The organism is Pseudomonas sp. C5pp (genome assembly GCF_000814065.1).
GTDB classification, from domain to species: Bacteria; Pseudomonadota; Gammaproteobacteria; order Pseudomonadales; family Pseudomonadaceae; genus Aquipseudomonas; species Aquipseudomonas asiatica.
The window spans coordinates 1-23,332 of sequence record NZ_JWLN01000024.1; the positions used below are offsets into that span (position 1 = coordinate 1).

Here is a 23,332-nt window from a genome sequence, read left to right on the forward strand (position 1 = left end):
CTTTCGCAACACGGCCGGTATCCATCAGGTGACCCGGATCATCAGCCGTCTGGCCAGTGAGCAGTGTGGGAAGGTGACGGAGCGAAGCGGCCAGGCCCCTGAGCGTTAGGCAAGATCCCGTTGTCGCGTGTAATCGCCATGCCGTCGTCAGCCCCGCACCGAATCGGAGGCTGGCAGGCTGCTGTGAGGCGCTTTGGCACGCCTTGCCTGCTCGTCTTGACCAAGCAAGAAGAACGCCGCTCCAGCCGACAACACGGTGAACCCGATCAGCACCAGCACCAAGGTGCCGAAACCGTCCAGATACGCGGCCTGCAGCAGCATCGGATCGACGCCCTGAACCTGGCCCAGGTCGCCCATCACCAGGCGCTGCGCCAGTTCGCTGTAATCGCCGGCAGGTAGTACGCGCCCAAGACTGTTACCTACCAACGCGGTGAGCAGGGCGATGGTGATCGCCAGGGAGACACCTTCGCCCGCCACGCGGGTGGTGTTGAAGATACCGGCGGCCATGCCTGCTTGCTCTTTGGGGATCACGCTAACCGCCAGCCCGTCCATCAGGCCCCAAGGGAAACCGGTGCCAATACCAATCACCAGCATTGCCAGCACCAGTTGCTGGTAATCGCCAATAGCGGCATGGGCCAACAGGTACAACCCCGCGGCCGCCACCAGGAAGCCTGCAGCCGACAGCACGCCAGCACTTACCCAGCGGGTCAACCAGGCGGCCAGCAGCGGGACCACCAGCATCGGCGCCGACAGTGCCAGCATGGTCAGGCCGCTGTGCATCGGGGCGATGCCTTCTACGCCGATCAAGCGGAACGGAAGCAATACGATCAGCACGATGTAGCAATAACAGGTGCCGATCGGCAGAATCTGCACCCCGACAAAGCGCGGGTATTTCAGCAGGCTCAGCTCGAGCATCGGCTGCCTGGCGCGCAGCTCGATGGTCACGAACGCCAGCAAGCTCAGTGCCGCGCCGCCGAACAGGCCCAGGATCAGCGGGGAGCGCCAGCCGGCCTGCGGCCCCAGGATGATCGCAGTGGTAAACAGTGCGAGCATGCTCGAGAAGGCAAGCACACCGGGCAGGTCCAGCTTGGGCGCTTCGGGGTTGAAACTTTCGCGCATCCGTGACAACGCCGCCAGCAGCGAGATCGCAGCAAGGACCGCGGTGCTGACGAAGATCGAGCGCCAGCCGAACTGTTCGATCAGCATGCCGCTGACCATTGGCCCGAACGCCAGGCCCAGCCCGAACGTGGTGCCAAGCAGGCTGGGCGCCTCCCACGATCTCCACAACACATAACTCATTGAGTTGGCAGTGACCTTGTGGGAGCGGGTGTGTCGAGGCGTCGAACCGCCGCGAACACCGGCGCAGCGGGTGCCAGGCACCGCGTTGGATTCTTCGCGGGCACGCCCGCTCCCCCCCACGGTATGCGTACCGCTTGCGAGCGCTTCACAAATGAAGCAACCCCAACGCCCCGATCAAGGCAGGCGGCATTACCAGCGCCCCCAGGCGCAGGAAGTCCAAGGCACCGACGTGTTCGCCTTCACGGCGAACGGCAACCAGCCAGAGCAAAGTGGCCAGGGAGCCGGTAATCGACAGGTTCGGCCCGAGGTCGACGCCAATCAGCAGCGCCGCAGTGGTTCTCGCGGGTAAATCGACAATATGGCCAACGGAGCCCGCGATCAGGCCGGTCGGCAGGTTGTTCATCAGGTTGCCGGCGATAGCCGCTACCACACCGGCGCCCCAGCTCGCCTGGGTCTCGGAGCTGCGCGCCTGCGCGGCCAAACCATGGGCCAGGTGCTCGATCACACCCGTCTGTGCCACCGCTTCCACCAGCACGAACAGGCCCGCGACCAACGGCAGTACGCCCCATGCCACACCTTTGAGCACCGGCATCGGGTTGCGCCGTTGGCGCAGGTGGATCAGCCCGGCCGTGGCGATGCCGGCGCAAAAGGTGGGCAAGCCGAGCTGCCGGTCCAGGGCGGAAGTCAGCAGCAACAGGGCGCCTGTCAGCACGATACCCAGCGCGCACAAGCGTGCACCGCTGGACAGCGGTTGCATGTCGATAGTCGTTGCCAGGGGCTGGCGTATCTGTTTGCGTTGGGCCAGCCGCAGCACCAGGTAGGTCAGGCCGATGGCCGCAAGCGACGGCAAGGTGAACTGCCGCAGCCAATCCAGCAACGGCGGCATCTGGCTGCCGAACACTACCAGGTTGGCCGGGTTGGAAATGGGCAGCACAAAGCTGGCGGCATTGGCGATGAAGGCACAGATGAACAGATAAGGCAGCGGCTCGGCCTTGGCCGCCCGGCATGCGGCGTACACCGCTGGGGTCAGCACCACCGCCGTGGCATCGTTGGAGAGGAACACCGTTACCAGTACCCCCACCAGGAATACCAGGTCGAACAGGCGCTGGCCGGAGCCCCGGGCATGCTGCACCGCGTACATGGCCAGCCAGTCGAACAGCCCTTCCTGGCGTGCCAGTTCGGCCAGCACCATCATACCGATCAGAAACAGGTAAACATCGCCGCCCTCGGCGACAGCGCCGAGGGCCGTGGGTAGTGGCACCAGGCCAAACGCGGTCAGCAATACAGCGGCGCCGACTGCCCAGACATATTCCGGCACCCGCCAGGGGCGCAGGATTACCCCACCGGTCGCAACGGCGGCGACGGCCCAGATGAGCGAGGATGGATCAAATACAGGCATGCAGTTTACTCAGGTGAATGAATGAGTTGGCGCGGCTTGGCCGGGTGCCAGCCTTTGGTGGATGACATGCAGCACGCTATATCGTGTCAACGTTATTTGGCTGAGCTGGCAATTGCCGGCTTGGGTGTCCCTTCCTAAGGCCTGTCTGATAGGTGAGTAGCCCGATTGCAGCCACGATACCCAGAACGACAAAGGCTGTGCCATAGCCGAAATGTTGCGCGATCCAGCCGGCGAGTGCGTGGCTCATGGCCGCGCCTATTCCCTGTATCGTCATCACTGCACCAAGCCCTGCATTGATGTGCCCAGTGCCGCGCAGGATGGAAGCGACAAGCCCAGGCAAGGCGACACCCAGCAGGCCTGCCCCGATTCCATCAAGGGCCTGTACCGGAATCAGGGCCCAAGGGGACTCCCAGCAACCGGCGATCAGCCCGCGCAAGGGCAAGGCCAGGAGGGCGGCAAGGATCAGTGCCCGATACCCGTGCCGAGAGGCATGCCGCCCGGCCCAAAGCGCCACGGGAATCATGACCAGCTGCGCCACGATGACGGTGGATGCCGTGAACACGCTGGGGTCGGCCAGCCCACGCGTGACAACCGACTGTGCCAGCAAGGGCAGCATCGCGGCATTGCCAAGGTGGAACAGCAGCATGGTGATCGCGAGCAGGCCCAGCTCGCGCGAGTGCGTCAAAACCCGCACCATGGAAGGCGAGGGGCTGCTACCTTGCGCAGGCTGGTTGCCAGTGAGGTCACCACCGCGGGCACGCTCATGATCGATGTCATGTGGATCGATCTTGCGCAAGCAGGCAAGAGCCGCGCACGCCATCAGGGCCATCAGGACGAATACGGCTGACAGCCCCCAGCGGTAGCCTGCCAGCCCGGCCAAGGCTGCCGCTACCACGTTGCCGGCATGGTTCCAGGCTTCGTTGATGCCGAGCTGCCGAGACAAGTCTTTCTGATCAACGATGCCCAAGGTGATGCCCATGATGCCGGCGCCCATCAACGCACCCACAACACCCGTCACCACTTGAGAGGCGACGGCGACGCCGAACGTTGGCGCCGTCCAAAGCGCTGCCGTGGCGAGAATGAGTGCAATGGCGCCGCTTGCCAGAAGCAGTCGTTTGTGGCGCGAGGCGTCGATCCACGCGCCCATCGGCGTGGTCGCCAACATGCCTGCGATGCCGCCGGCGGCCATCACGTAGCCGATGTCATCGGCTCGCCAGCCGTGGCTGGCCAGAAACACACCGAGGAAGGGGCCCAGGCCGTCACGGACATCGGCCAGGAAGAAGTTGAGGCCGGACAGCCAGCGCCGTGAGCTGGCATGCGCCGGAGTTATGGAAGGTGTTGCCGGGTGCATAGCGGCATTCCCTTATGGCGCGCGGTCATAGAGCGGTTGCAGGGTGGATAACGTGGTGCCCATGCTTACCGCTTCCAAAGCGGTGCCAAACGCATTGCGCGTGCCCAGCCCGGATGCTGCGAACGGTGCGCCCGTCTGCACGGAAATACGCAGGCTTTCTGACGGGAAACGTACGATGCTGCCATCGCTCAGGATGACGCCGTTGGCCTCGCCCCGTGGGCCAGTGAGCACGGTCTCCACCTGGCCTTCCACCTGTTGGGGCTGCAGGCGCTGGGCGCGCAGGTGTGGCGGCAGGGCTCGGCCTTCGCCGACCGATGGCGGCTGGTCGTACACGGTGCGCCCGCTGTCGGCGTGGATGATGGCGTCGGCTTTGACCGTGCCTCGCGTTTCCGCCCGCCCGATGATGCGGACGGCGTCCCCCACTTTGACCGTGGCTGTGAGCGCATCGGCCATGTGCGGTGGAAACTTTGCAATGGTCCCGTCGCTCAGGCGCAGCCCGTCGACCTCACCATAGGGATTGATGAGCAGCCGTTGCACCTGGCCTTCCACCACGTACTGGCTCACCAGGCCAGGTGTTTCCACACCTTGATGCGGTGTTGGAGGCAGATGGGCGGCGGCGGGCGGCATGGCATGCGCGCTGAGGCTACCCAGGCCAATTGCCAGTGCAAGAGATGTGGCGATGAAATACCTGGACATTTGGAGAAGCTCTTTTGGGTTGGGAACACCCAACCCGTAGCGCAAACACCATGCCAGGTAAAAATATTAATTAAATCAATCACTTATGATTGACAGGAGTGATGTGCCGTCCGATTCCGTGACGCTAAGGTGTCACGGAATCGGACACCCCTTTTGCGGGCGAAGGGTTAGTCCAGATCGAACTCGGCCAGCTTGCGGTAGAGCTGCTGGCGAGACAGACCGAGGCGCCGCGCCGCCTCTGCGCGGTTGCCCGCCGTCGCAGCCAGGGCGCGCACGATCATTTCGCGCTCCAGCTGGGCAACGGCCTGTGCCATTGGGCCTTCCCAGTCGATGTCCAGGCCCGAGGTGGGCGCCGCCGCCGTCTGCAACCCGATGTGTTCGGCATCGATGACCGGGCCGTGGCTGAGGATGGCCGCGCGCTCCATGGCATTGCGCAGTTCGCGCACGTTGCCCGGCCAGGAATAGGCCAGCAGCAGCCGGGCTGCCGCCGCGCTCAACCGCTTGGGCGAGTCGCCGCCCAGCAGGCGTAGAAAGTGTTCGGCCAGCAGCAGCACGTCGCCCAGGCGCTCACGCAGCGGTGGCAGCCACAGGGGTACTACCTGCAGGCGGTACCACAGGTCTTCCCGGAAGCGCCCTTCCTTGACTGCGCTGGGTAGGTCTCGGTGGGTGGCCACGATGATGCGCACGTTCACCGGCTGGGCACGATTGGTGCCCACGGGGGTGATCTCGCGTTCCTGCAGCACCCGCAGGATCTTCGCCTGGGTGGCCAGCGGCATATCGCCTATTTCGTCGAGGAACAGGGTGCCGCCATCGGCCTCGCGAAAGCGCCCGGTGCGTTCAGTGATGGCACCGGTGAACGCGCCTTTGACATGACCGAACAGCTCGCTTTCCATCAGTTCGGCCGGGATCGCCGCGCAGTTGACGGCGACGAAGGGGCCGGTGGCTCGCCCGCTGTTGCGATGCAAGGCACGCGCGACCAGTTCCTTGCCTGTGCCCGTCTCGCCCAGGATCAACGCAGTGGCATCGGAGTTCGCGGCCAGCCCGATACGTTTGAAGACCTGGCGCATGGCCTCGCTGCTGCTGACCAGTTCGGTGCCATCCACGGGCTCTTGTGCGGCAGGTGATGCCCCGGCCGCCTGGGGGTTGTCTGGGGTGTTGGCTGCCCGTCGCAGGGCCCGTTCGAGCGTCTCGATCAGGGCGGCCCTGGTCACGGGCTTGGTCAGGTGGTCGAACGCGCCCAGGCTCATCGCCTCGATGGTGTTGCCGCCACTCGCATAGGCGGTGAGCATGATGCAAGGCACCTGCGAGATGCGCGCCGCGCGGCGCAGGAACACCAGGCCATCCTCGCCCGGCAGGCGCAGATCGACGATGGCCGCATCCACGTCCTCGGTGCGCAGCCTGTGCAGGCCTGCATCGGTGGTTTCAGCCTGCAGCACCGTATACCCCAGGTCTTGCAGCATTTCTGCAAGGCTGTCGCGGAATGCGGCGTCATCGTCGACGATCAGGATTCGGGCCACGGTAGCTCCATCTCTATGCGCGTTCCTTTGGCCGACTCGGCGAGACCGACCCGCCCGCCGTGACCCTGCACGATCTCGCGCACCAGCGCCAGTCCCAGGCCGGTACCTCCAGCGCGGTTGGTGGAGAACGGTTCGAACAGTGTATCGCGCAGGTCATTCGGAATGCCGGAACCATCGTCCGCCACCCACAACAGCAATGTGCCGCGGTGCGTGCGATGTGCACCGAGCTCGATTTCACCGCGTTCTTCCGTGTGCGCCAGCGCATTGAGCAGCAGGTTGTCAAAGACCCGCGCCATTTGTGTCGGGTCGAACAGCGCAACTTGCTTCGCGCTAGCGGTCAGCTCCGGTTCAACGGCCAGTGTTATTCGTACGCCTTTCTTTTGCGCTGCTTCGGCGTGGGCATTACGCCGCTCCTCCAGCCATTCCTGCAGGTCAACTGCCTGGCGCTCGGCGCGGAAAGGTTGGGTCAATGCCAACAGGCTCGACACCAGCGTCTCCAGCCGTGCCGTTTGCGAAAGTACGGCCTCCAGGGCACCAACCACACGTGCTTCGCGCCGGTCAGCCGGGGCAGCCATCGCGTTTTCCACCTTCATGCGCATCGTGCCCAAAGGGTTGCGGATCTCGTGTGCAAGCCCGGCGGAAACGCGCCCCAGCGTGGCCAGGCGTTCGGACTGGGCCAGTTGCTTTCGCAAATGCGCCGACTGGCGCTGCCAACGCGAAATCATCCAGCCCAGCCATGCCCCGGAGACAACGACCAGCGCCAGCAGCAGGCTTACCGCGAGTATCAAGGTATTGACTGTTTCTGTGGCCAACAGCGGAACGCGCATCAGGGTCCAGGCGATCAGCTGCCGGTCATAGGCCTGAACTGGGCAGGCGGCGAAAGCCACGGCTTCGCGTAAGCCCGGTCGCACATCCGCCACCAGGCCTGCAGAATCCTGCGCACGCTGGGCCGTGGAGGCAATGCGCTGCAACTCGGCGCTCGGCGGGTCGCGTTTGATTCCCGTGCCGTCGTAGGTTGGGAAGGCGTAGGCCACCACACCCGCATCCGCTCGCCAGAAGCCGCCCTCCATGCCCGGCTGATCGCGCAGTGCCAAATCCAGCACTGCCTGTGCGGCAGAGGGGGGCATGAGATCAGGGTGGTCTTGTGCAGGCGGGAGCTGCTGGCGAACCCGTGCCGCACCCGCCTGGAGCGCCTGGCAACTGGTCGAGGTGAGTTGGCGCGCCTGCGCAATCTGAGGGCCGGCGCCTTGGCGGCTGATTATCAGCAGCAGCCATCCCAGCACAAGCGCAACTGCGGCAATGGAAAGCCACAGAATCAGCAGATCACGGCGAACGGAGGGTTGCAGTGACAGGTCAGGTTTCCTTTGATGTGGGGCACCGCTGGTCAGTCGGTGGGCGTTCTGCTGGCAACCTTGCCAGATGGAAAATCGCCGTGCAAGGACAGGGTCGGTTGAATTAGCAGTGACTCTGTGGGCGCTTGGCGGTGAACCAGTACTTTGTGGCCATTGGCGATGCGCGGCAGGTGAGCTTGTCCAGTACCTTCGAGTTCTAGGCCAGCCTGCACCGGCCTCTTCGCGGCTAAAGCCGCTCCCACAGGTACTGCACTGCACTCGAAGGTGGCGCGGTCCTTGTGGGAGCGGCTTTAGCCGCGAATACCGGCGCAGCCGGTGCCAGGCAACGCGTTGGATTCTTCGCGGTTAAAGCCGCTCCCACAGGTACTGCACTGCACTCGAAGGTGGCGCGGTCCTTGTGGGAGCGGCTTTAGCCGCGAACACCGGCGCAGCCGGTGCCAGGCAACGCGTTGGATTCTTCGCGGTTAAAGCCGCTCCCACGGGGTACGCGTACCGCTTCCATTTGCCTTTGTGTGGTCTTTTCGCCTCAGCAGGCGATACTTCTCTGTATTGCAGGCGTGTTCCTGGTGGCGCGCGCCGCTGGGAGGTGTCGTGTGAACAAACTGACAATCGTGGGTGCCGGCATGGTCGGCGAGGCGGCGGCGCAGATCATCGCTCGGGAAGAGTTGTGCCGTGAGCTGGTGTTGATGGATGTGCAGGGCGAGATGGCGCAAGGCAAGGCGCTGGATGTGTGGCAGGCGGCAGTCGAGTCGGGTTCCGATACCCGGGTTCACGGCGGGGCAAAGGCTGAAATGCTGGACGGCTCTGAACTGGTGGTCATCACCGCAGGCGTGCCGCGCAAGCCGGGGCAGTCGCGTCAGGATGTACTGAGTATCAACCTGCCAATCCTCGACGGCATCATGGCCGACATCAAGCTGCATGCACCAACTGCGACCGTGCTGGTGGTGTCGAACCCGGTCGATGTGCTCACCTATCGCGCCTGGAGCCTGAGCGGGCAGGGGCGCACCAAGGTGTTCGGCCAGGCGGGGGTGCTGGATACCGCACGCATGAAGTGTTTCATCGCCGAGCAGACCGGGTTCTCTGCCCGGGATATCACGGCGCTGGTGCTGGGCGGGCATGGCGACAGCATGGTGCCGCTGATGCGCTACTGCCAGATCGGTTCGGTGCCGTTGTCGCACTTCCTGTCCAGTGAGCAGATCGAGCAGATCGTCGAGCGCACCCGCAAGGGTGGTGGCGAGATCCTGGGGCTGAAGAAGCTGGGCAGCGCCTGCGATGCGCCGGGCGTGGCGATTGCGCAGATGGTCGATGCGATCGCCAACGGGCGAAACCGCATCTTGCCGGCGGTGGCGATCCTGGAAGGCGAGTACGGGCGCACGGATATTGCCATGGGTGTGCCTTGTGTACTGGCAGAGGAGGGGCTGGCGCGGGTGATCGAGTTGCCGCTGGATGCGCAGGAGCAGGCGATGTTTGACCAATCGGCTGATCAGGTGGCGCGGGATATTGCTGAAATGAAGGCGCTGTAACGCTGTGGGAGTGGCTTTAGCCGCGAAGAATCCAACGCGGTGCATGGCACCGGCTGCGCCGGTGTTCGCGGCTAAAGCCGCTCCCACAGTGTCCCTGCTAATTCAATGAGTTTACGTGCAGTTCAATAAGGGGGGGCTGCCAACCCAGCCTGGCCCCTAGCGCTGGTAAGCCTTGCCAAAATGCCGCTCCAGCCGCGCCTGCACCAGCTCGAGCAGGATCGACAGCACCCAGTAGATCACCGCCGCCGTGGTCAGCATCTCCAGGTATCGATAGCTCGACCGCCCGTACGACTGCGCCAGGAACATCACCTCCCATACCCCCATCACCGATATCAGCGATGAATCCTTCAGCATCGAGATGAACTGGTTGGCCGTAGGCGGAATGATCACCCGCATGGCCTGGGGCAGGACGATATGCCAGAAGATCTGCGGAGTGCGCATGCCCAGCGCCAGTGCCGCTTCACGTTGCCCGCGCGCGACGCCGAGGATGCCAGCGCGGAAGATTTCGCTCAGGTAGGCCCCGTAGTTCAGCGACAAGGCGATGATGCCGGCGCTGATGGCGCCCGGTACCAGGCCCAGCTGTGGCAGCCCCAGGTAGATCAGCAGAATCTGGATCAGCAGGGGTGTGCCGCGGAAGAACGAGGTGTAGAAGCTGGCGACACCCACCAGCACCGCGCTGTTCGACAACCGCGCCAGCGCGGCGGCGAAGCCGAACAGCACCGACACCACCATCGAGCACAGGCACAGGAAAAGGGTCAGTGCCGCGCCTTGCAGAAAGCCGTTGGGCCCCAGCTTGAACCCGGCGAGGTTCGGAAACTTCTCCAGGATGATCGAGAACTTCAGATCGAAACTGAGGAAAAACGCAACGAACAGGCCAAACAGCGCCAGCCAGGTCAGCAGCAGCCGGGTGCGAAAGCCGAACAGGCCGGCACCCGTGGGCTTGGCCACGGGCTTGGGGGAGGAGGGGAAGGTGCTCATTTGCTGATATCGGCGCCAATCCATTTCTGCGACAGCTTGGCCAGGGTGCCGTCAGCCTTCAACTCGGCAAACACCTGGCGCACCTTGGCATCCCACTCGGGGTCGCCTTTCTCGATGGCCACCGAGTTCGGCTCTTCATACAGCGGGGCACCTGCCAGCTTGAAGCGCTTGTCCTGGTCCAGGCGCGGCTGCGCGGTCACCAGGTTGGTGAGGATGGCGTCCAGGCGTACGCCGGCACCCAGGCCAAGGTCCTGGAAGGCGACGTTGTCGGTGTCGTAGGGCGCGATCTGCACGAAATCGAAGGGGTATTCGATCTTCTTGTCTTCGTCGCCTTCGATCACCAGGTTCTTGTTCAGGTAGCTCTCGTAGCTCGATGCACTGGTCAGGCCTACCTTGCGGCCTTCCAGGTCCTTGGCGCCATGGATGCGCTCATCCTTGGCGTTGACCACGATCACCGCAGGCGATGCGTAGTACTCCACCGGGAAGTCGAACACTTCGGCGCGGGCCTTGCTCGGGGTCATCGAGCAGATGCAGATGTCGTAGCGGCCGCTCCAGCGGCCTGCGGCGATCACGTCCCACGAAGGGGTTTCCAGGCGCAGCTTGACGCCGAGCTTGTCCGCCACGGCCTTGGCCACATCCACGTCGAAACCGTCCAGCTGGTTTTGGTCATTGAGGAAGGAAAACGGTGGGTAGCTTTCCATCAGGACATTGACCAGTTCCTTGCGCGATTCAACCCGCTCCAGCGTGGCACCGGCAAAGGCCTGGGAAGCAGTTGCGAGCAGCACAAGGCCCGCACCGAGCACAGTAGAAAATCGCATGGACATACCTGAAATGTTGGCCAATTATAGGAAGCGGTATTTAATAGTTATAAATGTCACCTACATAATGAATTTTATTCATAAGCACCTTTAGAGTAGTTATATGAAACAGCGAGCGATGGTAATTCTCGACGGTGGCATGGGCCGTGAGCTGCAGCGCAGTGGGGCGCCGTTTCGTCAGCCCGAGTGGTCGGCGCTGGCGCTGAGCGAGGCACCGGAAGCGGTGGTTCGTGTGCACGCAGCGTTCATCGCTGCCGGTGCCCAGGTCATTACCAGCAACAGCTATGCGGTGGTGCCGTTCCACATCGGCGAAGAGCGTTTTGCAAAGGACGGCCGACAACTGGCCAATATCGCAGGCCAGCTGGCGCGGCATGCCGCCGATGCCGCAGCACACCCGGTCAAGGTGGCGGGCTCGCTGCCGCCGCTGTTCGGCTCCTATCGCCCGGACCTGTTCCAGCCCGAGCGCGTCGAGGAGGTGCTGGTCCCGTTGCTGCAGGGCCTGGCCCCGCATGTTGACTTGTGGCTGGCCGAAACCCAGAGCTCGGTTGCCGAGGTGCGAGCCATTCACGGCCAATTGCCGGCAGACGGCAGGCCGTTCTGGGTGTCGTTCACCCTGCAGGACGAAGAAGTCGACGAGGTGCCACGCCTGCGTTCCGGCGAGCCGGTGGCCGATGCGATCGAAGCCGTGGTCGGCCTGGGCGCGGCGGCCGTGCTGTTCAACTGCAGCCAGCCCGAGGTCATTGGCGCTGCACTGGATGTAGCGCGCTCGGTAATCGAGCGACACAACGCCGACATCGCCATTGGCGCCTATGCCAACGCCTTCCCGCCACAGCCAAAGGAAGCCACCGCCAACGACGGCCTGGATGAGCTGCGCGAAGACCTTGACCCGCCGGGTTACCTGGCATGGGCCAGCGACTGGCGTGAACGGGGTGCCAGCATGATCGGTGGCTGCTGTGGCATTGGCCCGGAGCATATCGCCGAGCTGAAACGCAACCTGGCGTAAAGCCTTGAAGGGGCAGGGCGGCTTCCGCACCCGCTCGGCCCCAGCCATTAAAAAAAACGTTACTCAGACCCGGATTCCATCGTTTTTCAGTCGCCCCGCCATGCCCCTATAGTCCGCTGAAAGCCGATGCCGAATCGGTGTACACAACTCAGCGGTGCGGGAACCGGATATGAACAAGAACGAGAAATTCGAGGGCAATGCAGCGGCCGGTATCGGTACGCGTGTGGTGTGGAGCGGGGAGCAGGTTCAGCACCCGTACAACGCTACCCAGACCCCGATCGTGGTCAGTGCCGCCTACGGCTACAACGACATCGATGCCTGGTACGACGTGGCGCAGGGCAAGCTGCCCGGCTACATCTACAGCCGCATGAGCAACCCGACAGTCGCTACCCTGGAAGCCAAGCTCTGCGAGCTGGAACAGTCCGAGTCGGCGGTGGCATTCAGCAGCGGCATGGCAGCCATCAGTGCCGTGCTGCATACCTTCCTCTCAAGCGGCAAGCGTGTGGTATCGACCCGCGACAGTTACGGCGGTACCAACAAGATCTTCGAAGAGTTCCTGCCGCGCATGGGCGTGCAGGTCTGCCTGTGCGACACCCTCGACACCGAAGCGCTGGAACGCGAGATCGCCGCGGGTTGCGACCTGCTGTATCTGGAAACCCCTACCAACCCCACCCTCAAGGTACTGGACATCCAGCGCCTGAGCGCTGCCGCCCGGAAGGCTGGCGCCGTGGTGGTGGCCGACAACACCTTCGCCACCCCGCTGAACCAGAACCCGCTGGCCCTGGGCGTGGATGTAGTGGTGCACAGTGCCACCAAATTCCTGTCCGGGCACGGTGATGTATTGGGCGGGGTGGTGTGCGGTGCCGAGTCGTTGATGGCCCAGGTGCGCCACTACCGCGAGATCAACGGTGCGGCGCTGGACCCGTTTTCCGCCTACCTGATCATCCGCGGTATCAAGACCCTGGCCCTGCGCCTGCGTCAGCAACAGACCAGTGCCCAGGCCCTGGCGCATTACCTGACTACCGAACCGCTGGTCGAAGCGGTCAACTACCCAGGGTTGCCCCAGCACCCGGGCCATGAGATTGCCAAAGCGCAGATGCGTGGCTTCGGCGCCATTGTCAGCTTCGTGCTCAAAGGTGGCATGCCCACCGTAGCGCGGCTGCTGCCGCGCCTGAAATACGCCCATCGGGCGGGCAACCTGGGCGCGGTAGAAACCATCTACGGTCCGGCGCGTACAACCAGCCATGTGGAAAACACCCTCGAAGAACGGCTGGCCCTGGGCATTTCCGAAGGGCTGGTGCGCATTTCGGTGGGCATCGAGGACACCGAGGACCTGCTGGCAGACCTGGCACAGGCCTGTGCATCGGTGCGCCAGGAGTTGGCCGCAGCAAAGGAATTGCACGGTGACGAAGACGCCTGCCTGGCCGAAGCACAGGCCTGAGGCAGGCGTGTAGCACCCGCTCCTTGCGGTGGGTGCCATTTCATGAAGTCGAACAAAAACAATATGCAAGGCAATTCGCTTCGCTCTGCCAAGACGAGGTCGTTGCAACGTCCTTGCCCGCCAACTTTCATGAGTAAACCACAATGTCCCTGCAGACAACGACAACGAGAAATGCTTCGACGCATAGCTTCAAGCAGGATATGCAAACCCGCCATATCGTCATGCTGGCGCTGGGCGGTGTCATCGGTACCGGCCTGTTCCTGACGTCGGGCTACACCGTCAATCAGGCGGGCCCGCTGGGGGCGGTCATCGCCTATATCCTCGGCGCGATCATGGTCTACCTGGTGATGATGTGCCTGGGCGAACTGGCGGTACACATGCCGGAAGTCGGCTCGTTCAGCAGTTACGCCACGCGCTACCTCGGGCCGGGAACAGGCTACATGGTGGCCTGGATGTACTGGCTGACCTGGACCGTGGCCATCGGCTCGGAATTCACCGCCGCCGGTATCCTGATGGTGCGCTGGTTCCCCGATACGCCGGTGTGGATATGGAGTGCGCTGTTCGGGTTTGCGGTGTTCATCAGCAATATCATTTCGGTGCGGTCGTTTGCCGAAACCGAATTCTGGTTGTCACTGATCAAGGTGCTGGCGGTTATCGCCTTTCTGGTGGTGGGCGGCGGCGCGATCCTGGGCGTTTTCGAAATTACCCAGGCGCACAGTGTCGGGCTGGGCAACTTCACCCGCGAGGGGCTGTTCCCTACGGGCTTCTGGTCGATCGCCATGACCCTGCTGGCGGTGGCCTTCGCGTTCTCGGGTACCGAGTTGATCGGCATCGCCGCCGGCGAAACCCGCGACCCGGAAAAGAACGTACCCAAGGCCATCCGTACCACGGTCCTGCGCCTGGCACTGTTCTTCGTCGGTACCATCTTCGTGCTGGCAACCTTGTTGCCACGTGAACAGGCAGGGTTGGTTGAAAGCCCGTTCGTGATGGTGTTTGCCATGATCGGTATCCCCTATGCCGCAGACATCATGAACTTCGTCATCATCACTGCGTTGCTGTCGGCAGCCAATTCCGGGCTCTATGCTGCGGCGCGCATGCTGTGGACCCTCAGCGACCAAGGCAACATGCCCCGCCGGTACGCGGCGCTGTCGCGTCGTGGCACGCCGTTCAATGCCATCGTCCTGAGCATGGCGGGTGGTATGGCTTCGCTGCTGAGCAGTGTGTTTGCCCCCGACACCATCTACCTGGCGCTTGTGTCCATTTCCGGGTTGGCGGTGGTGGTGGTGTGGATCAGCATCGCGGCCAGCCAGATGGCATTCCGTCGCCATTACATCGCCAATGGCGGCAAGCTCGAAGACCTCAAGTTCCGCGTGCGCGGCTACCCGTTCGTGCCGCTGGCGGCCATCTTCTGCTGCGTGCTGGCCTGCGTCGGCATTGCCTTCGACCCGGCACAGCGCGTGGCCCTGTACTTCGGTCTTCCATTTATCGCCTGGTGTTACCTGGCCTACTGGCTGACCCGCAAGTACCGCGACCGTCGCCCGCTGCAACCGGAAGCCTTGGCAACAGGTTCCGAGGCCGCCAGAGCAGGGTGATACTAGGGCACCGGAACGTTGCCACGAGAAACCGCCGATGACCCAGAAAACCCTGCCCCCCTTGAACTGGCTCAGAGCCTTCGAAGTGTCGGCGCGTTACCTGAACTTCACCCATGCAGCCGAGGAACTGCACCTCACCCAAGGGGCCGTGAGCCAGCAGATCCGCCACCTGGAGAGCCAGTTGGGGGTGGCGCTGTTCAAGCGCCTGCCCCGGGGGCTGGGGTTGACCGAAGAAGGCCAGTCCTACCTGCCGGTGGTGCAGGATGCGATAAGCCGCCTGGCGGTAGGCACCAATGAAATTTTCGGGCAACGCCAGCGTCGGCCCCTGAAAGTGCGCGGCAGCCTGTCGTTCCTGCATTTCTGGCTGGCGCCCCGCCTGGCCGATTTTCGCCGTTCGCACCCACAGGTGGACATCCGCTACATCAGCAACCTGTGGGTCAAGGAACTGGATGCAGAGGATGACCTGGAAATCCGCTGGGGCAGCGGCCAGTGGGCTGGCGTGGAGGCGCAGCGCCTGACCCGCGACCTGCTGGTGCCAGTCTGCTCGCCTGCGCTGATTGCCGGCTCCCCGCTACGCGAGCCGCGCGACCTGGCCCGCGTCCCGTTGCTGCACGTGCTGGGTTACGAGGAGGGGTGGGGTTATTGGCTGGAGCGGGTAGGCGCCGATCAGGTCGATTCTTCCAGCGGCCTGCAGTTCGACACCCTGGTGGCGACCTTGCGCATGGCGGAACTGGGGCTTGGGGTGGCACTGGCGCGCTCGTCGCTGGTCGAGGACTTGCTGCAGGAGGGGCGCCTGGTGGCGCCTTTTGCGCAGCGCATCGAGGCGAGCGAGTCGTTTTACCTGGTACGTGGCCTGGGTGAGGCGTTGTCCACGGATGCCCAAGCCTTCAGCCACTGGTTGGTGGCGATGGCCCACCGTTAATCAAATATTTACCTGGAGCACCGATGCAGTACACATCCACGCGCGGCAACGAGACACGGGTTGATTTCCGCACGGCGCTGCTTTCCGGGCTGGCCGACGATGGCGGGCTTTACGTGCCGACTGCGGTGCCGACGTTCAGCCAGCAGGATATTGCCAGCTGGTCGTGGTTGCCGTTCGACGAACTGGCCTGGCGGGTAATGGCGCCGTTTGTCGGCGACACGCTCGATGAGCCGACCCTGAGGGCGCTGGTAAGCGACAGCTACCGCGGCTTCAAGCACCGTGGCATCGCACCGTTGCAGCAGATTGGCCATAACGAATGGATCCTGCAGCTGTTTCACGGGCCTACCCGTTCCTCCAAGGATTTCGCCGCGCAGTTGCAGGCGCGGCTCATCCGCCATTTCCTGGGCCCCGATTGCGAACGGGTCATGCTGGTCGGTGCCAGCAACGGCGATACGGCGGTGGCCGCTATCGAAGCCTTGCGGCATTGCCCTACGGCACGCTTGCTGGCGCTTTACCCGAGTGCCGGGACACCGGCCGACCGGGCGGCGGTGATGCGCAGTGCCGCTTCCGAAAGCGTGAGCTGCGTGGCCGTGGACGGCAGCTTCGATGACTGCCAGTCACTGGTGTCGGCGCTGCTGCGTGCATGGCCGTGCCCCGGGCTGATTCCCGTGAGCTTCAACTCGACCAACTGGGTCGGCGTGCTGGCGCAGATCGTGTTCTATTTTCACGCGGCGCTTCAGCTGGGTGGGGGGATTCGGCCGGTGGGTTTCAGCATCCCCACGGCCAGTTTTGCCGAGATCTACGCGGGGTTCATTGCCCAGAAAATGGGCCTGCCAATCAACCAGATCATTGTTTCCACCAACCGCAACGATGCCTTGCACCGGTTCATCCACTGCAATCGCTACAGCCGTGGTTCCACCAGCCAGACCTTGTCGCCGGTCATGGACTTTTCGCTGTTCTCCAACCTGGAACGTTTCGTCTGGGAGCTGTATGACCGCGATGGTGGGGCGACCCGGGCACTGATGGAGCATTTCGAGGATTGTGGCGAGTTGAGCATCGGCAACCGCCAGTGGCTGCACGCGCGCATGCTGTTCGACTCCTACGCCGTGGATGACGCGCTCATTCGCGAAGAAATCGTCACGCTGTTCCAGGAAACCGGCTGCGCAGTAGACCCACACGCTGCCACCGGGGCATTCGCCGGGCGCCTGCACCGGCGCAACATTGGTGCGCCGATCGTCACGCTGGGCCAGTTTGCCCCGGAAAAGTCTGCCGGGTTGCTGGCGGAGCTTGGGGCCTGGCATGGCGAGGTGCCGGCCTGTGGTGTTGGCAGCGCGGGCAGTGGGCCGCTGCTGGCGCCAGAGGACCTGGCGGGGGTTCATGAGATATTGGCCCGGTTGCAGGCAGGACGATGAAGCGCATCCTCGACCCCCTGGACGAGCGAATTCTCGCCGAACTCACCGCCAATGCACGCATTGCCCATGCCGAACTGGGGCTCAAGGTGAACCTGTCACGTAATGCGGTACGCCAGCGCATCGAGCGCCTGGAGCGTGACGGGGCCATCCAGGGCTATACCCTGCGTATCGGTGAAGGGCGACGACCGACCTCGCTGATCAACGCGGTCATCTTCGTCTACCGCTACGACCGCATGCGCGGAGAGGCTGTGCTCGATGCGTTGCGCCAGATCCCCGAGGTGATCCAGTGTGAAGTGCTCAGCGGCGAATTCGACCTGCTGCTGCGCGTCGAGGCTTCCAGCCCGGAACGGGTGCACCATGTATGGAAGGAGATTGCCGCCATGCCTGGGGTCGAGAACACCGTGACATCGTTCGTCCTGGCCACGGTGATCTGAGACGCGCGTTTGCCTTTTGGCCCATTGCTACAACAACGCCGCCCGGGTTTGCGCCCTGGCGGCGTTTTGCATTCCGGCGGCGCTCAGGCGTGCATCGGCTACTGGTCAGATTGGCCAGTAAATACAGCGGATTGCCATATTCAACTGGCATTGCACGGCTCTTACGCTTGTCCCCATCGACCAACCGCCTGGAAAGGACAGCGAACCATGACCGAATACAAAATTGCACTTGTTGGCTTTGGCGGTGTGAACCGTGCCCTGGCCCAACTGATCGCCGAACGCAATGCGCGCTGGCAGCAAGAGCTGGGCTTTGGCCTGAAGATCGTTGGCGTCACCGACCTGTTCCTGGGTTCGGCAATCGACCGCAACGGCCTGGATGCGGCCACGCTGGCTGCCCTGCCTGCTCAGAAGGGGGCGCTGGCGCAGATCCCGCAAGGTTCGGCTGAAGCGTTCAACGAATCGGTGATCAAGCAGTCCGGTGCCGACATCATCGCCGAGGCCACATTCACCAATCCCAAGGACGGTGAACCGGCGGCAACCTTCTGCCGTTGGGCGCTGGAAGCTGGCAAGCACGTGGTCACTACCAACAAGGGGCCGATCGCCTTGCATGCTGCGGCGCTGAAGGCCCTGGCCAAGGCCAATGGTGTGTCGTTCGAGTACGAAGGCGCGGTCATGAGCGGAACGCCGGTGCTGCGCATGGCGCGCCAGACGTTGGCCGGCGCAGGCCTGGTGGGGTTCGAGGGCATCCTCAACGGCACCTCCAACTATGTGCTGACGCGTATGGAAGAGGGACTCGGTTTTGCCGATGCAGTGGCCCAGGCGCAAGCACTTGGCTATGCCGAGGCGGACCCGAGCGCCGATGTGGAGGGGTATGACGTACGCCTGAAAGTGGTGATCCTCGCCAACGAGCTGCTCGGCGCTTGCTTGCAGGTGAGTGATGTGACCTGCAGCGGGATCAGCAGCCTCGATAGCGCTGCTATCCAGCAAGCGCAGGCGGCGGGCCAGCGCTGGAAACTGATCGGCAGTGCCAGCCGTGAAACCGATGGTTCGGTGCGTGCCAGCGTCGAAGCGCGCCTGTTGCCCGGCAACCACCCTCTGGCGGGTATTTCCGGTGCCACCAATGCGGTTGCGTTCAATACCGAATTGCTGGGCGCTGTAACCGTGTCCGGCCCGGGTGCGGGGCGTGTCGAAACGGCATTCGCCCTGTTGTCGGATATCGTCGCTATCCACACTGCTGGCCGCTCGGCCTGAGGAGCAACCTTCATGAGCCTGACTTCCGTGTCCCGGGTAGCCGTCCAGCAACCCGCCTTGATCGATGTGTACAGCCCGTTCGACGGTAGCCTGGTCGGCAGCGTCGCCAACCTTGCTGCCGATGCCGTGCCAGGTCTGCTCGTGCGTGCTCGGCAGGGCGTGCACGAAAGTGCTGCGCTGCCTCGGCACCGTCGCGCGAGCATCCTGGAGCAGGCGGCCCGGCTGATCGAACGTGACGCCGCGGATTTTGCCGGCCTGATTGTCGACGAAGCGGGCAAGACCCTGCGTCAGGCCGAGAAGGAGGTGAAACGCTGCATCAACACGCTCAAGCTGTCTGCCGAGGAAGCGCGGCGCAATGCCGGCGAGGTGGTGCCGTTCGATGCCTACGAAGGCTCCGAATCGCGTCAGGGCTGGTTCACACGCGAGCCGCTGGGGCTGATCCTGGCCATCACGCCGTACAACGACCCGCTCAACCTGGTGGCGCACAAGTTGGGGCCAGCGATTGCCGGGGGCAATGCGGTCATTCTCAAACCCTCGGAGCTGGCCCCGCTTTCTGCCTTGAAGCTGGTGCAGTACCTGGTCGACGCGGGGCTGCCAGAGGCCGTCGTCACCGTGGCCACTGGCGGTGCCGAACTGGGCAAGGCCCTGGTGGCCGTGCGTGAAGTGCGGATGATTTCCTTCACCGGCGGTTTCGCCACGGGTGAACAGATTGCCCGCGGGGCGGGCCTGAAGAAACTGGCCATGGACCTGGGTGGCAACGCCCCGGTGCTGGTACTGAAGGACTGCGACCTCGAGGCCACTGTCGAGTCTTGTGTATCTGGCGCGTTCTGGGCAGCCGGGCAGAACTGCATCGGCACCCAGCGCATCCTGGTGGACGCTTCGATCTATGAGGCGTTCCGCCAGCGCTTCGTTGCCTTGACCCAGACGATGGTGGTGGGTGATCCTGGCCTGCGCGAAACCGACATGGGGCCGATGATCACCGAAGGCTCGGCACGGCAGATTGAAGAGCGCGTGAGCCAGGCTCTTCAGGGCGGCGCTCGCCTGCTCTGCGGCCACAAGCGGCAAGGGGCTACCTATGTGCCGACGGTGCTGGAAAGCGTTGACCATGGCAGCCGGCTGTGGCGTGAAGAGGTATTCGCACCGGTGGTGATGCTGGCGCCTTTCGAGGATATCGAGCAGGCGATTGCATTGGCCAACGCCCCGGAGTACAGCTTGCACGCCGGTGTGTTTACCCGCGATCTGTCCTTGGCATTGAGCCTGGCGCGGCGTATCGAGGCGGGTGGCGTGATGATCAACGACTCGTCCGACTACCGCTTCGATGCCATGCCATTCGGTGGCTCCAAATATGGGAGCCTTGGGCGCGAGGGGGTGCGGTTCGCCTACGAGGACATGACCCAGCCCAAAGTCGTCTGCCTCAACCAGATGGGCTAATAGGAGGAATCTTGATGATCGAACGGTATGGACAAGGCGAACGGATGTCGCTGGCGGTCTGCTACAGGGGCCTGTTCGAAACGGCTGGCGTGGTCGCGGACGACCTGCAGCAGGATGTGCAGGGGCAGTTGCGCCAGGCGTTGAGTACGATCGATGGGCTGATGGCTGAGGCCAACGTCGGCAAGGAACATTTGACCCGGGTTCAGTTATGGATTGCCGACTACAGCCACTTCGACCTGGTCAATGAGGTGTACGACGCCTGGTTGCAGGGTTGTCCGAAACCAGTACGGGCTTGCGTAGGCGCAGACTTGGGAGAGGGTTACCTGGTCGAGGTACAGGTGTTTGCCGTGTGCCCTGAGCGCTCCTGACCCAAAGCGGCTGACGCCCCGCGTCAGCGCACAAACCGGGGTATCGCCTTTACGTAGACCAGTTCGCCTAGCAGTTCCACCAATGTCTGCGTAATCACAGCTGCCGCCGCCAAACCGCGCATGTCTTCCGGCAACGCCAGCGCCAGCGGCAGCACTACCAGAGAGTTGCGCGTGGCGGCGCTGAAGGTTACCGAGCGTGTCTCGGTCACCGGCAAGCGCAGCAAGCGCGCCGCAACGAACCCGAGCACTGGCGCCAGCAGCACGAAGCCGATGTACACCGGAATCACCGGCAGCAAACGGTCGAAATCACGCAGTACCACGGCAATCTGCGAGGCGATGACCACCACCAGCACCAGAGCCATGGCCGGTACCGGCATCCACGCCCAGGCGTCGTTCCAGGTCGAGACCGTGCGTGAGCGACGGGCGCCGGCGCTGGTGAGTACAGCGAGGACCATCGGCAGCACGATCAGTAGCACGAAGGCTTCCACGAACGGGGTGATGGAAATGGCGACGCTGCTGTTGTCACCCAGCATCAGGGCCAGGTAGAGCGGCAGCATTGCCAGTTGTACCAACAGCAGCACAGGGGTGGCGGCCAGGGTCAGGCGGGAGTCGCCTTTGCCGATGTGGGTGAAAACCACCACGTAATCGATGCACGGTGTCAGCAACACCAGCAGCGCGCCGATGAGGATCGCCGGGTGCTCGACCAGCCCGCGGGTGATGGCCCATACCAGTAGCGGCACGAGGACGAAGTTGGCCAGCAGCAGGGCGGAAGTGAAGCGGCGGTTGCCCAGACCCTGGCGCAAGTCGAGGAAGGGGATCTGCAGGAACATCGCGTACATCAGCACGGCGATGGCGGGTGTGACCAGCGCCTTCAGGAGCTGTGCAGTGTCGCTTGTCAGCAGGCCGAACGTGACGGCGGCGAGCACGGCGACGAAATAGATCGGGACCTGGTGGGTTTCAAGTTGCTCTCTGGTCAAGGTAGGGCCCGTGCTTGAAGGGAGGAACGCAATCATAACCTGTGGGAGCGGGCGTGCCCGCGAATACCGGCGCAGCCGGTGCCATCCACCGAGTCGTCTTCTTCGCGGGCACGCCCGCTCCCACAGGATTCGCCACCTGAAAACGAAAAAGCCCGGCACTAGGCCGGGCTTTTTCCTGTCAGGCAATCGCCAATCAGTTGCCGTAAACCGGCAGCTTCTTGCAGATGGCCTTGACCTTCTCACGCACGGCGTCGATCACCGCTTCGTTGTTCAGGTCAGCCAGGATGTCGCAGATCCAGCCAGCCAGCTCGCGGCACTCGGCTTCCTTGAAACCACGGGTGGTAACGGCTGGGGTGCCGAAACGCAGGCCCGAGGTGACGAACGGGGAACGTGGATCGTTCGGTACCGAGTTCTTGTTGACGGTGATGAAGGCTTTGCCCAGGGCGGCGTCAGCGTCCTTGCCGGAGATTTCCTGCTTGATCAGCGACAGCAGGAACAGGTGGTTCTGGGTGCCACCGGAAACCACGTCGAAACCACGCTCGATGAACACGCTGGCCATGGCCTGGGCGTTCTTCACGACCTGCTGCTGGTAAGCCTTGAACTCAGGCTGCAGGGCTTCCTTGAAGCAGATGGCCTTGGCAGCGATGACGTGCTCCAGCGGGCCACCCTGGGCGCCAGGGAAGACGGCGGAGTTCAGCTTCTTCTCGATCTCTTCGTTCTTGCGAGCGAGGATCAGGCCGCCGCGCGGGCCGCGCAGGGTCTTGTGGGTGGTGGTGGTGACCACGTCGGCGAACGGAACTGGGTTCGGGTACACGCCAGCGGCAACCAGGCCGGCAACGTGGGCCATGTCGACGAACAGGTAGGCACCGACCTTGTCGGCGATGGCGCGGAAGCGGGCGAAGTCCAGAACCTGCGAGTAGGCCGAGAAGCCGGCAACGATCATCTTCGGCTTGTGCTCGACGGCCAGGCGCTCGACTTCGTCGTAGTCGATCAGGCCGTTGCTGTCGATGCCGTACTGGATGGCGTTGTACAGCTTGCCCGAGGAGCTTACCGAAGCACCGTGGGTCAGGTGGCCACCGTGGGCCAGGCTCATGCCCAGGATGGTGTCACCGGCCGACAGCAGGGCCAGGTAGACGGCGGCGTTGGCCTGGGAGCCGGCGTGCGGCTGGACGTTGGCGTAGTCGGCGCCGAACAGTTCCTTGGCACGGTCGATGGCCAGCTGCTCGACGACGTCGACGTACTCGCAACCACCGTAGTAGCGCTTGCCTGGGTAGCCTTCGGCGTACTTGTTGGTCAGGACCGAGCCCTGGGCCTCCATGACTGCCGGGCTGGTGTAGTTTTCCGAAGCGATCAGCTCGATATGCTCTTCCTGGCGCAGAGCTTCTTGCTGCATGGCTTCGAAGAGCTCGGCGTCGTACTTGGCAATGGTCAAATCACGGCTGAACATGGCGGTCCTCAAGGATCGGGGTGAATTGGGGGGGCATTCTAACCGATTGATCCGCGGCTGGCATATGAAGTGGCATCAAGTCGCGGACCAATGGGCTTCACGTTGCATCCCGCGCCGTTTC

Annotated in this window: 19 protein-coding genes and 1 pseudogene; 10 read left to right on the top strand and 10 right to left on the bottom strand. The window is 63.5% G+C overall.

The features are described 5' to 3' along the window. Window positions 1–147: 147 nt before the first annotated feature. The 6 genes and pseudogenes from RR51_RS18950 to RR51_RS18975 form a co-directional block, all read right to left on the bottom strand. A pseudogene (locus RR51_RS18950) lies at window positions 148–1,263 on the bottom strand (MFS transporter); the annotation flags it as partial. A gap of 181 nt (window positions 1,264–1,444) precedes the next feature. Further along, window positions 1,445–2,698, bottom strand: coding sequence for an arsenic transporter (locus tag RR51_RS18955; RefSeq protein WP_039614380.1), 1,254 nt, complete (start codon window positions 2,696–2,698; stop codon window positions 1,445–1,447). 76 nt (window positions 2,699–2,774) lie between these two features. Further along, window positions 2,775–4,049, bottom strand: coding sequence for an MFS transporter (locus tag RR51_RS18960; RefSeq protein WP_052261082.1), 1,275 nt, complete (start codon window positions 4,047–4,049; stop codon window positions 2,775–2,777). A 12-nt stretch (window positions 4,050–4,061) separates the two neighbouring features. Next, window positions 4,062–4,745, bottom strand: coding sequence for a hypothetical protein (locus tag RR51_RS18965; protein WP_039614381.1), 684 nt, complete (start codon window positions 4,743–4,745; stop codon window positions 4,062–4,064). A 167-nt stretch (window positions 4,746–4,912) separates the two neighbouring features. After that, window positions 4,913–6,262, bottom strand: coding sequence for a sigma-54-dependent transcriptional regulator (locus RR51_RS18970; protein WP_039614382.1), 1,350 nt, complete (start codon window positions 6,260–6,262; stop codon window positions 4,913–4,915). Further along, complete coding sequence (locus tag RR51_RS18975) at window positions 6,247–7,389, bottom strand: sensor histidine kinase (RefSeq protein WP_236693280.1); 1,143 nt, start codon at window positions 7,387–7,389, stop codon at window positions 6,247–6,249. Before RR51_RS18975 ends, RR51_RS18970 begins: the two co-directional genes overlap by 16 nt. 818 nt (window positions 7,390–8,207) lie before the next feature. Here RR51_RS18975 and RR51_RS18980 point away from each other — a divergent pair. Beyond that, window positions 8,208–9,137, top strand: coding sequence for a malate dehydrogenase (locus RR51_RS18980; protein ID WP_039614383.1), 930 nt, complete (start codon window positions 8,208–8,210; stop codon window positions 9,135–9,137). A 156-nt stretch (window positions 9,138–9,293) separates the two neighbouring features. On the opposite strand, the gene RR51_RS18985 is transcribed toward RR51_RS18980, so the two are convergent. Beyond that, the gene (locus tag RR51_RS18985; protein ID WP_039614384.1) at window positions 9,294–10,115 is read right to left on the bottom strand and encodes an amino acid ABC transporter permease; all 822 of its coding nucleotides are present in this window, start codon (window positions 10,113–10,115) and stop codon (window positions 9,294–9,296) included. Further along, window positions 10,112–10,933, bottom strand: coding sequence for an ABC transporter substrate-binding protein (locus tag RR51_RS18990; RefSeq protein ID WP_003256303.1), 822 nt, complete (start codon window positions 10,931–10,933; stop codon window positions 10,112–10,114). Before RR51_RS18990 ends, RR51_RS18985 begins: the two co-directional genes overlap by 4 nt. A 118-nt stretch (window positions 10,934–11,051) precedes the next feature. Between RR51_RS18990 and RR51_RS18995 the strand changes: the two genes are divergently transcribed. From RR51_RS18995 to RR51_RS19035, 9 genes are all read left to right on the top strand, one after another. Then, window positions 11,052–11,936: a homocysteine S-methyltransferase family protein gene (locus tag RR51_RS18995; RefSeq protein WP_177328676.1), complete on the top strand. Its 885-nt coding sequence runs from the start codon at window positions 11,052–11,054 to the stop codon at window positions 11,934–11,936. Between the two features lie 169 nt (window positions 11,937–12,105). Beyond that, window positions 12,106–13,377 carry a cystathionine gamma-synthase family protein gene (locus RR51_RS19000; protein ID WP_013970801.1) on the top strand — a complete coding sequence of 424 codons (1,272 nt, stop codon included), beginning with the start codon at window positions 12,106–12,108 and terminating at the stop codon, window positions 13,375–13,377. Between the two features lie 143 nt (window positions 13,378–13,520). Further along, window positions 13,521–14,969 carry an amino acid permease gene (locus tag RR51_RS19005; RefSeq protein ID WP_024086232.1) on the top strand — a complete coding sequence of 483 codons (1,449 nt, stop codon included), beginning with the start codon at window positions 13,521–13,523 and terminating at the stop codon, window positions 14,967–14,969. Window positions 14,970–15,006: 37 nt separating this feature from the next. Then, window positions 15,007–15,891, top strand: a complete 885-nt coding sequence (locus RR51_RS19010) for a LysR substrate-binding domain-containing protein (protein ID WP_013970803.1) — start codon at window positions 15,007–15,009, stop codon at window positions 15,889–15,891. A 23-nt stretch (window positions 15,892–15,914) separates the two neighbouring features. Beyond that, window positions 15,915–17,303 (top strand): threonine synthase, encoded by a 1,389-nt coding sequence (locus tag RR51_RS19015; protein WP_039614386.1) that lies wholly within the window; start codon window positions 15,915–15,917, stop codon window positions 17,301–17,303. Beyond that, window positions 17,300–17,737 (top strand): Lrp/AsnC family transcriptional regulator, encoded by a 438-nt coding sequence (locus RR51_RS19020; RefSeq protein ID WP_015268886.1) that lies wholly within the window; start codon window positions 17,300–17,302, stop codon window positions 17,735–17,737. Before RR51_RS19015 ends, RR51_RS19020 begins: the two co-directional genes overlap by 4 nt. 207 nt (window positions 17,738–17,944) lie before the next feature. Continuing rightward, window positions 17,945–18,988 (top strand): homoserine dehydrogenase, encoded by a 1,044-nt coding sequence (locus tag RR51_RS19025; protein WP_013970806.1) that lies wholly within the window; start codon window positions 17,945–17,947, stop codon window positions 18,986–18,988. A 12-nt stretch (window positions 18,989–19,000) separates the two neighbouring features. Then, window positions 19,001–20,419, top strand: a complete 1,419-nt coding sequence (locus tag RR51_RS19030) for an aldehyde dehydrogenase family protein (RefSeq protein WP_039614387.1) — start codon at window positions 19,001–19,003, stop codon at window positions 20,417–20,419. 44 nt (window positions 20,420–20,463) lie between these two features. After that, window positions 20,464–20,787, top strand: a complete 324-nt coding sequence (locus RR51_RS19035; RefSeq protein ID WP_052261084.1) for a RidA family protein — start codon at window positions 20,464–20,466, stop codon at window positions 20,785–20,787. Between the two features lie 23 nt (window positions 20,788–20,810). Here RR51_RS19035 and RR51_RS19040 read toward each other — a convergent pair whose 3' ends face one another. Both RR51_RS19040 and glyA read right to left on the bottom strand, forming a co-directional pair. Continuing rightward, window positions 20,811–21,764 (bottom strand): arsenic resistance protein, encoded by a 954-nt coding sequence (locus RR51_RS19040; protein WP_039614389.1) that lies wholly within the window; start codon window positions 21,762–21,764, stop codon window positions 20,811–20,813. A 193-nt stretch (window positions 21,765–21,957) separates the two neighbouring features. Continuing rightward, window positions 21,958–23,211 carry a serine hydroxymethyltransferase gene (gene glyA / locus RR51_RS19045; RefSeq protein ID WP_003256308.1) on the bottom strand — a complete coding sequence of 418 codons (1,254 nt, stop codon included), beginning with the start codon at window positions 23,209–23,211 and terminating at the stop codon, window positions 21,958–21,960. Window positions 23,212–23,332: the final 121 nt, after the last annotated feature.

Bases quoted from the DNA above. Each gene is read 5' to 3' on its own strand.
- RR51_RS18955 (WP_039614380.1), bottom strand. From the start codon at position 2,698: ATGCCTGTATTTGATCCATCCTCGCTCATCTGGGCCGTCGCCGCCGTT.
- RR51_RS18960 (WP_052261082.1), bottom strand. From the start codon at position 4,049: ATGCACCCGGCAACACCTTCCATAACTCCGGCGCATGCCAGCTCACGG.
- RR51_RS18965 (WP_039614381.1), bottom strand. From the start codon at position 4,745: ATGTCCAGGTATTTCATCGCCACATCTCTTGCACTGGCAATTGGCCTG.
- RR51_RS18975 (WP_236693280.1), bottom strand. From the start codon at position 7,389: ATGCCCCCCTCTGCCGCACAGGCAGTGCTGGATTTGGCACTGCGCGAT.
- RR51_RS18985 (WP_039614384.1), bottom strand. From the start codon at position 10,115: ATGAGCACCTTCCCCTCCTCCCCCAAGCCCGTGGCCAAGCCCACGGGT.
- RR51_RS18990 (WP_003256303.1), bottom strand. From the start codon at position 10,933: ATGCGATTTTCTACTGTGCTCGGTGCGGGCCTTGTGCTGCTCGCAACT.
- RR51_RS18995 (WP_177328676.1), top strand. From the start codon at position 11,052: ATGGTAATTCTCGACGGTGGCATGGGCCGTGAGCTGCAGCGCAGTGGG.
- RR51_RS19000 (WP_013970801.1), top strand. From the start codon at position 12,106: ATGAACAAGAACGAGAAATTCGAGGGCAATGCAGCGGCCGGTATCGGT.
- RR51_RS19005 (WP_024086232.1), top strand. From the start codon at position 13,521: ATGTCCCTGCAGACAACGACAACGAGAAATGCTTCGACGCATAGCTTC.
- RR51_RS19010 (WP_013970803.1), top strand. From the start codon at position 15,007: ATGACCCAGAAAACCCTGCCCCCCTTGAACTGGCTCAGAGCCTTCGAA.
- RR51_RS19015 (WP_039614386.1), top strand. From the start codon at position 15,915: ATGCAGTACACATCCACGCGCGGCAACGAGACACGGGTTGATTTCCGC.
- RR51_RS19020 (WP_015268886.1), top strand. From the start codon at position 17,300: ATGAAGCGCATCCTCGACCCCCTGGACGAGCGAATTCTCGCCGAACTC.
- RR51_RS19025 (WP_013970806.1), top strand. From the start codon at position 17,945: ATGACCGAATACAAAATTGCACTTGTTGGCTTTGGCGGTGTGAACCGT.
- RR51_RS19030 (WP_039614387.1), top strand. From the start codon at position 19,001: ATGAGCCTGACTTCCGTGTCCCGGGTAGCCGTCCAGCAACCCGCCTTG.
- RR51_RS19035 (WP_052261084.1), top strand. From the start codon at position 20,464: ATGTCGCTGGCGGTCTGCTACAGGGGCCTGTTCGAAACGGCTGGCGTG.
- glyA (WP_003256308.1), bottom strand. From the start codon at position 23,211: ATGTTCAGCCGTGATTTGACCATTGCCAAGTACGACGCCGAGCTCTTC.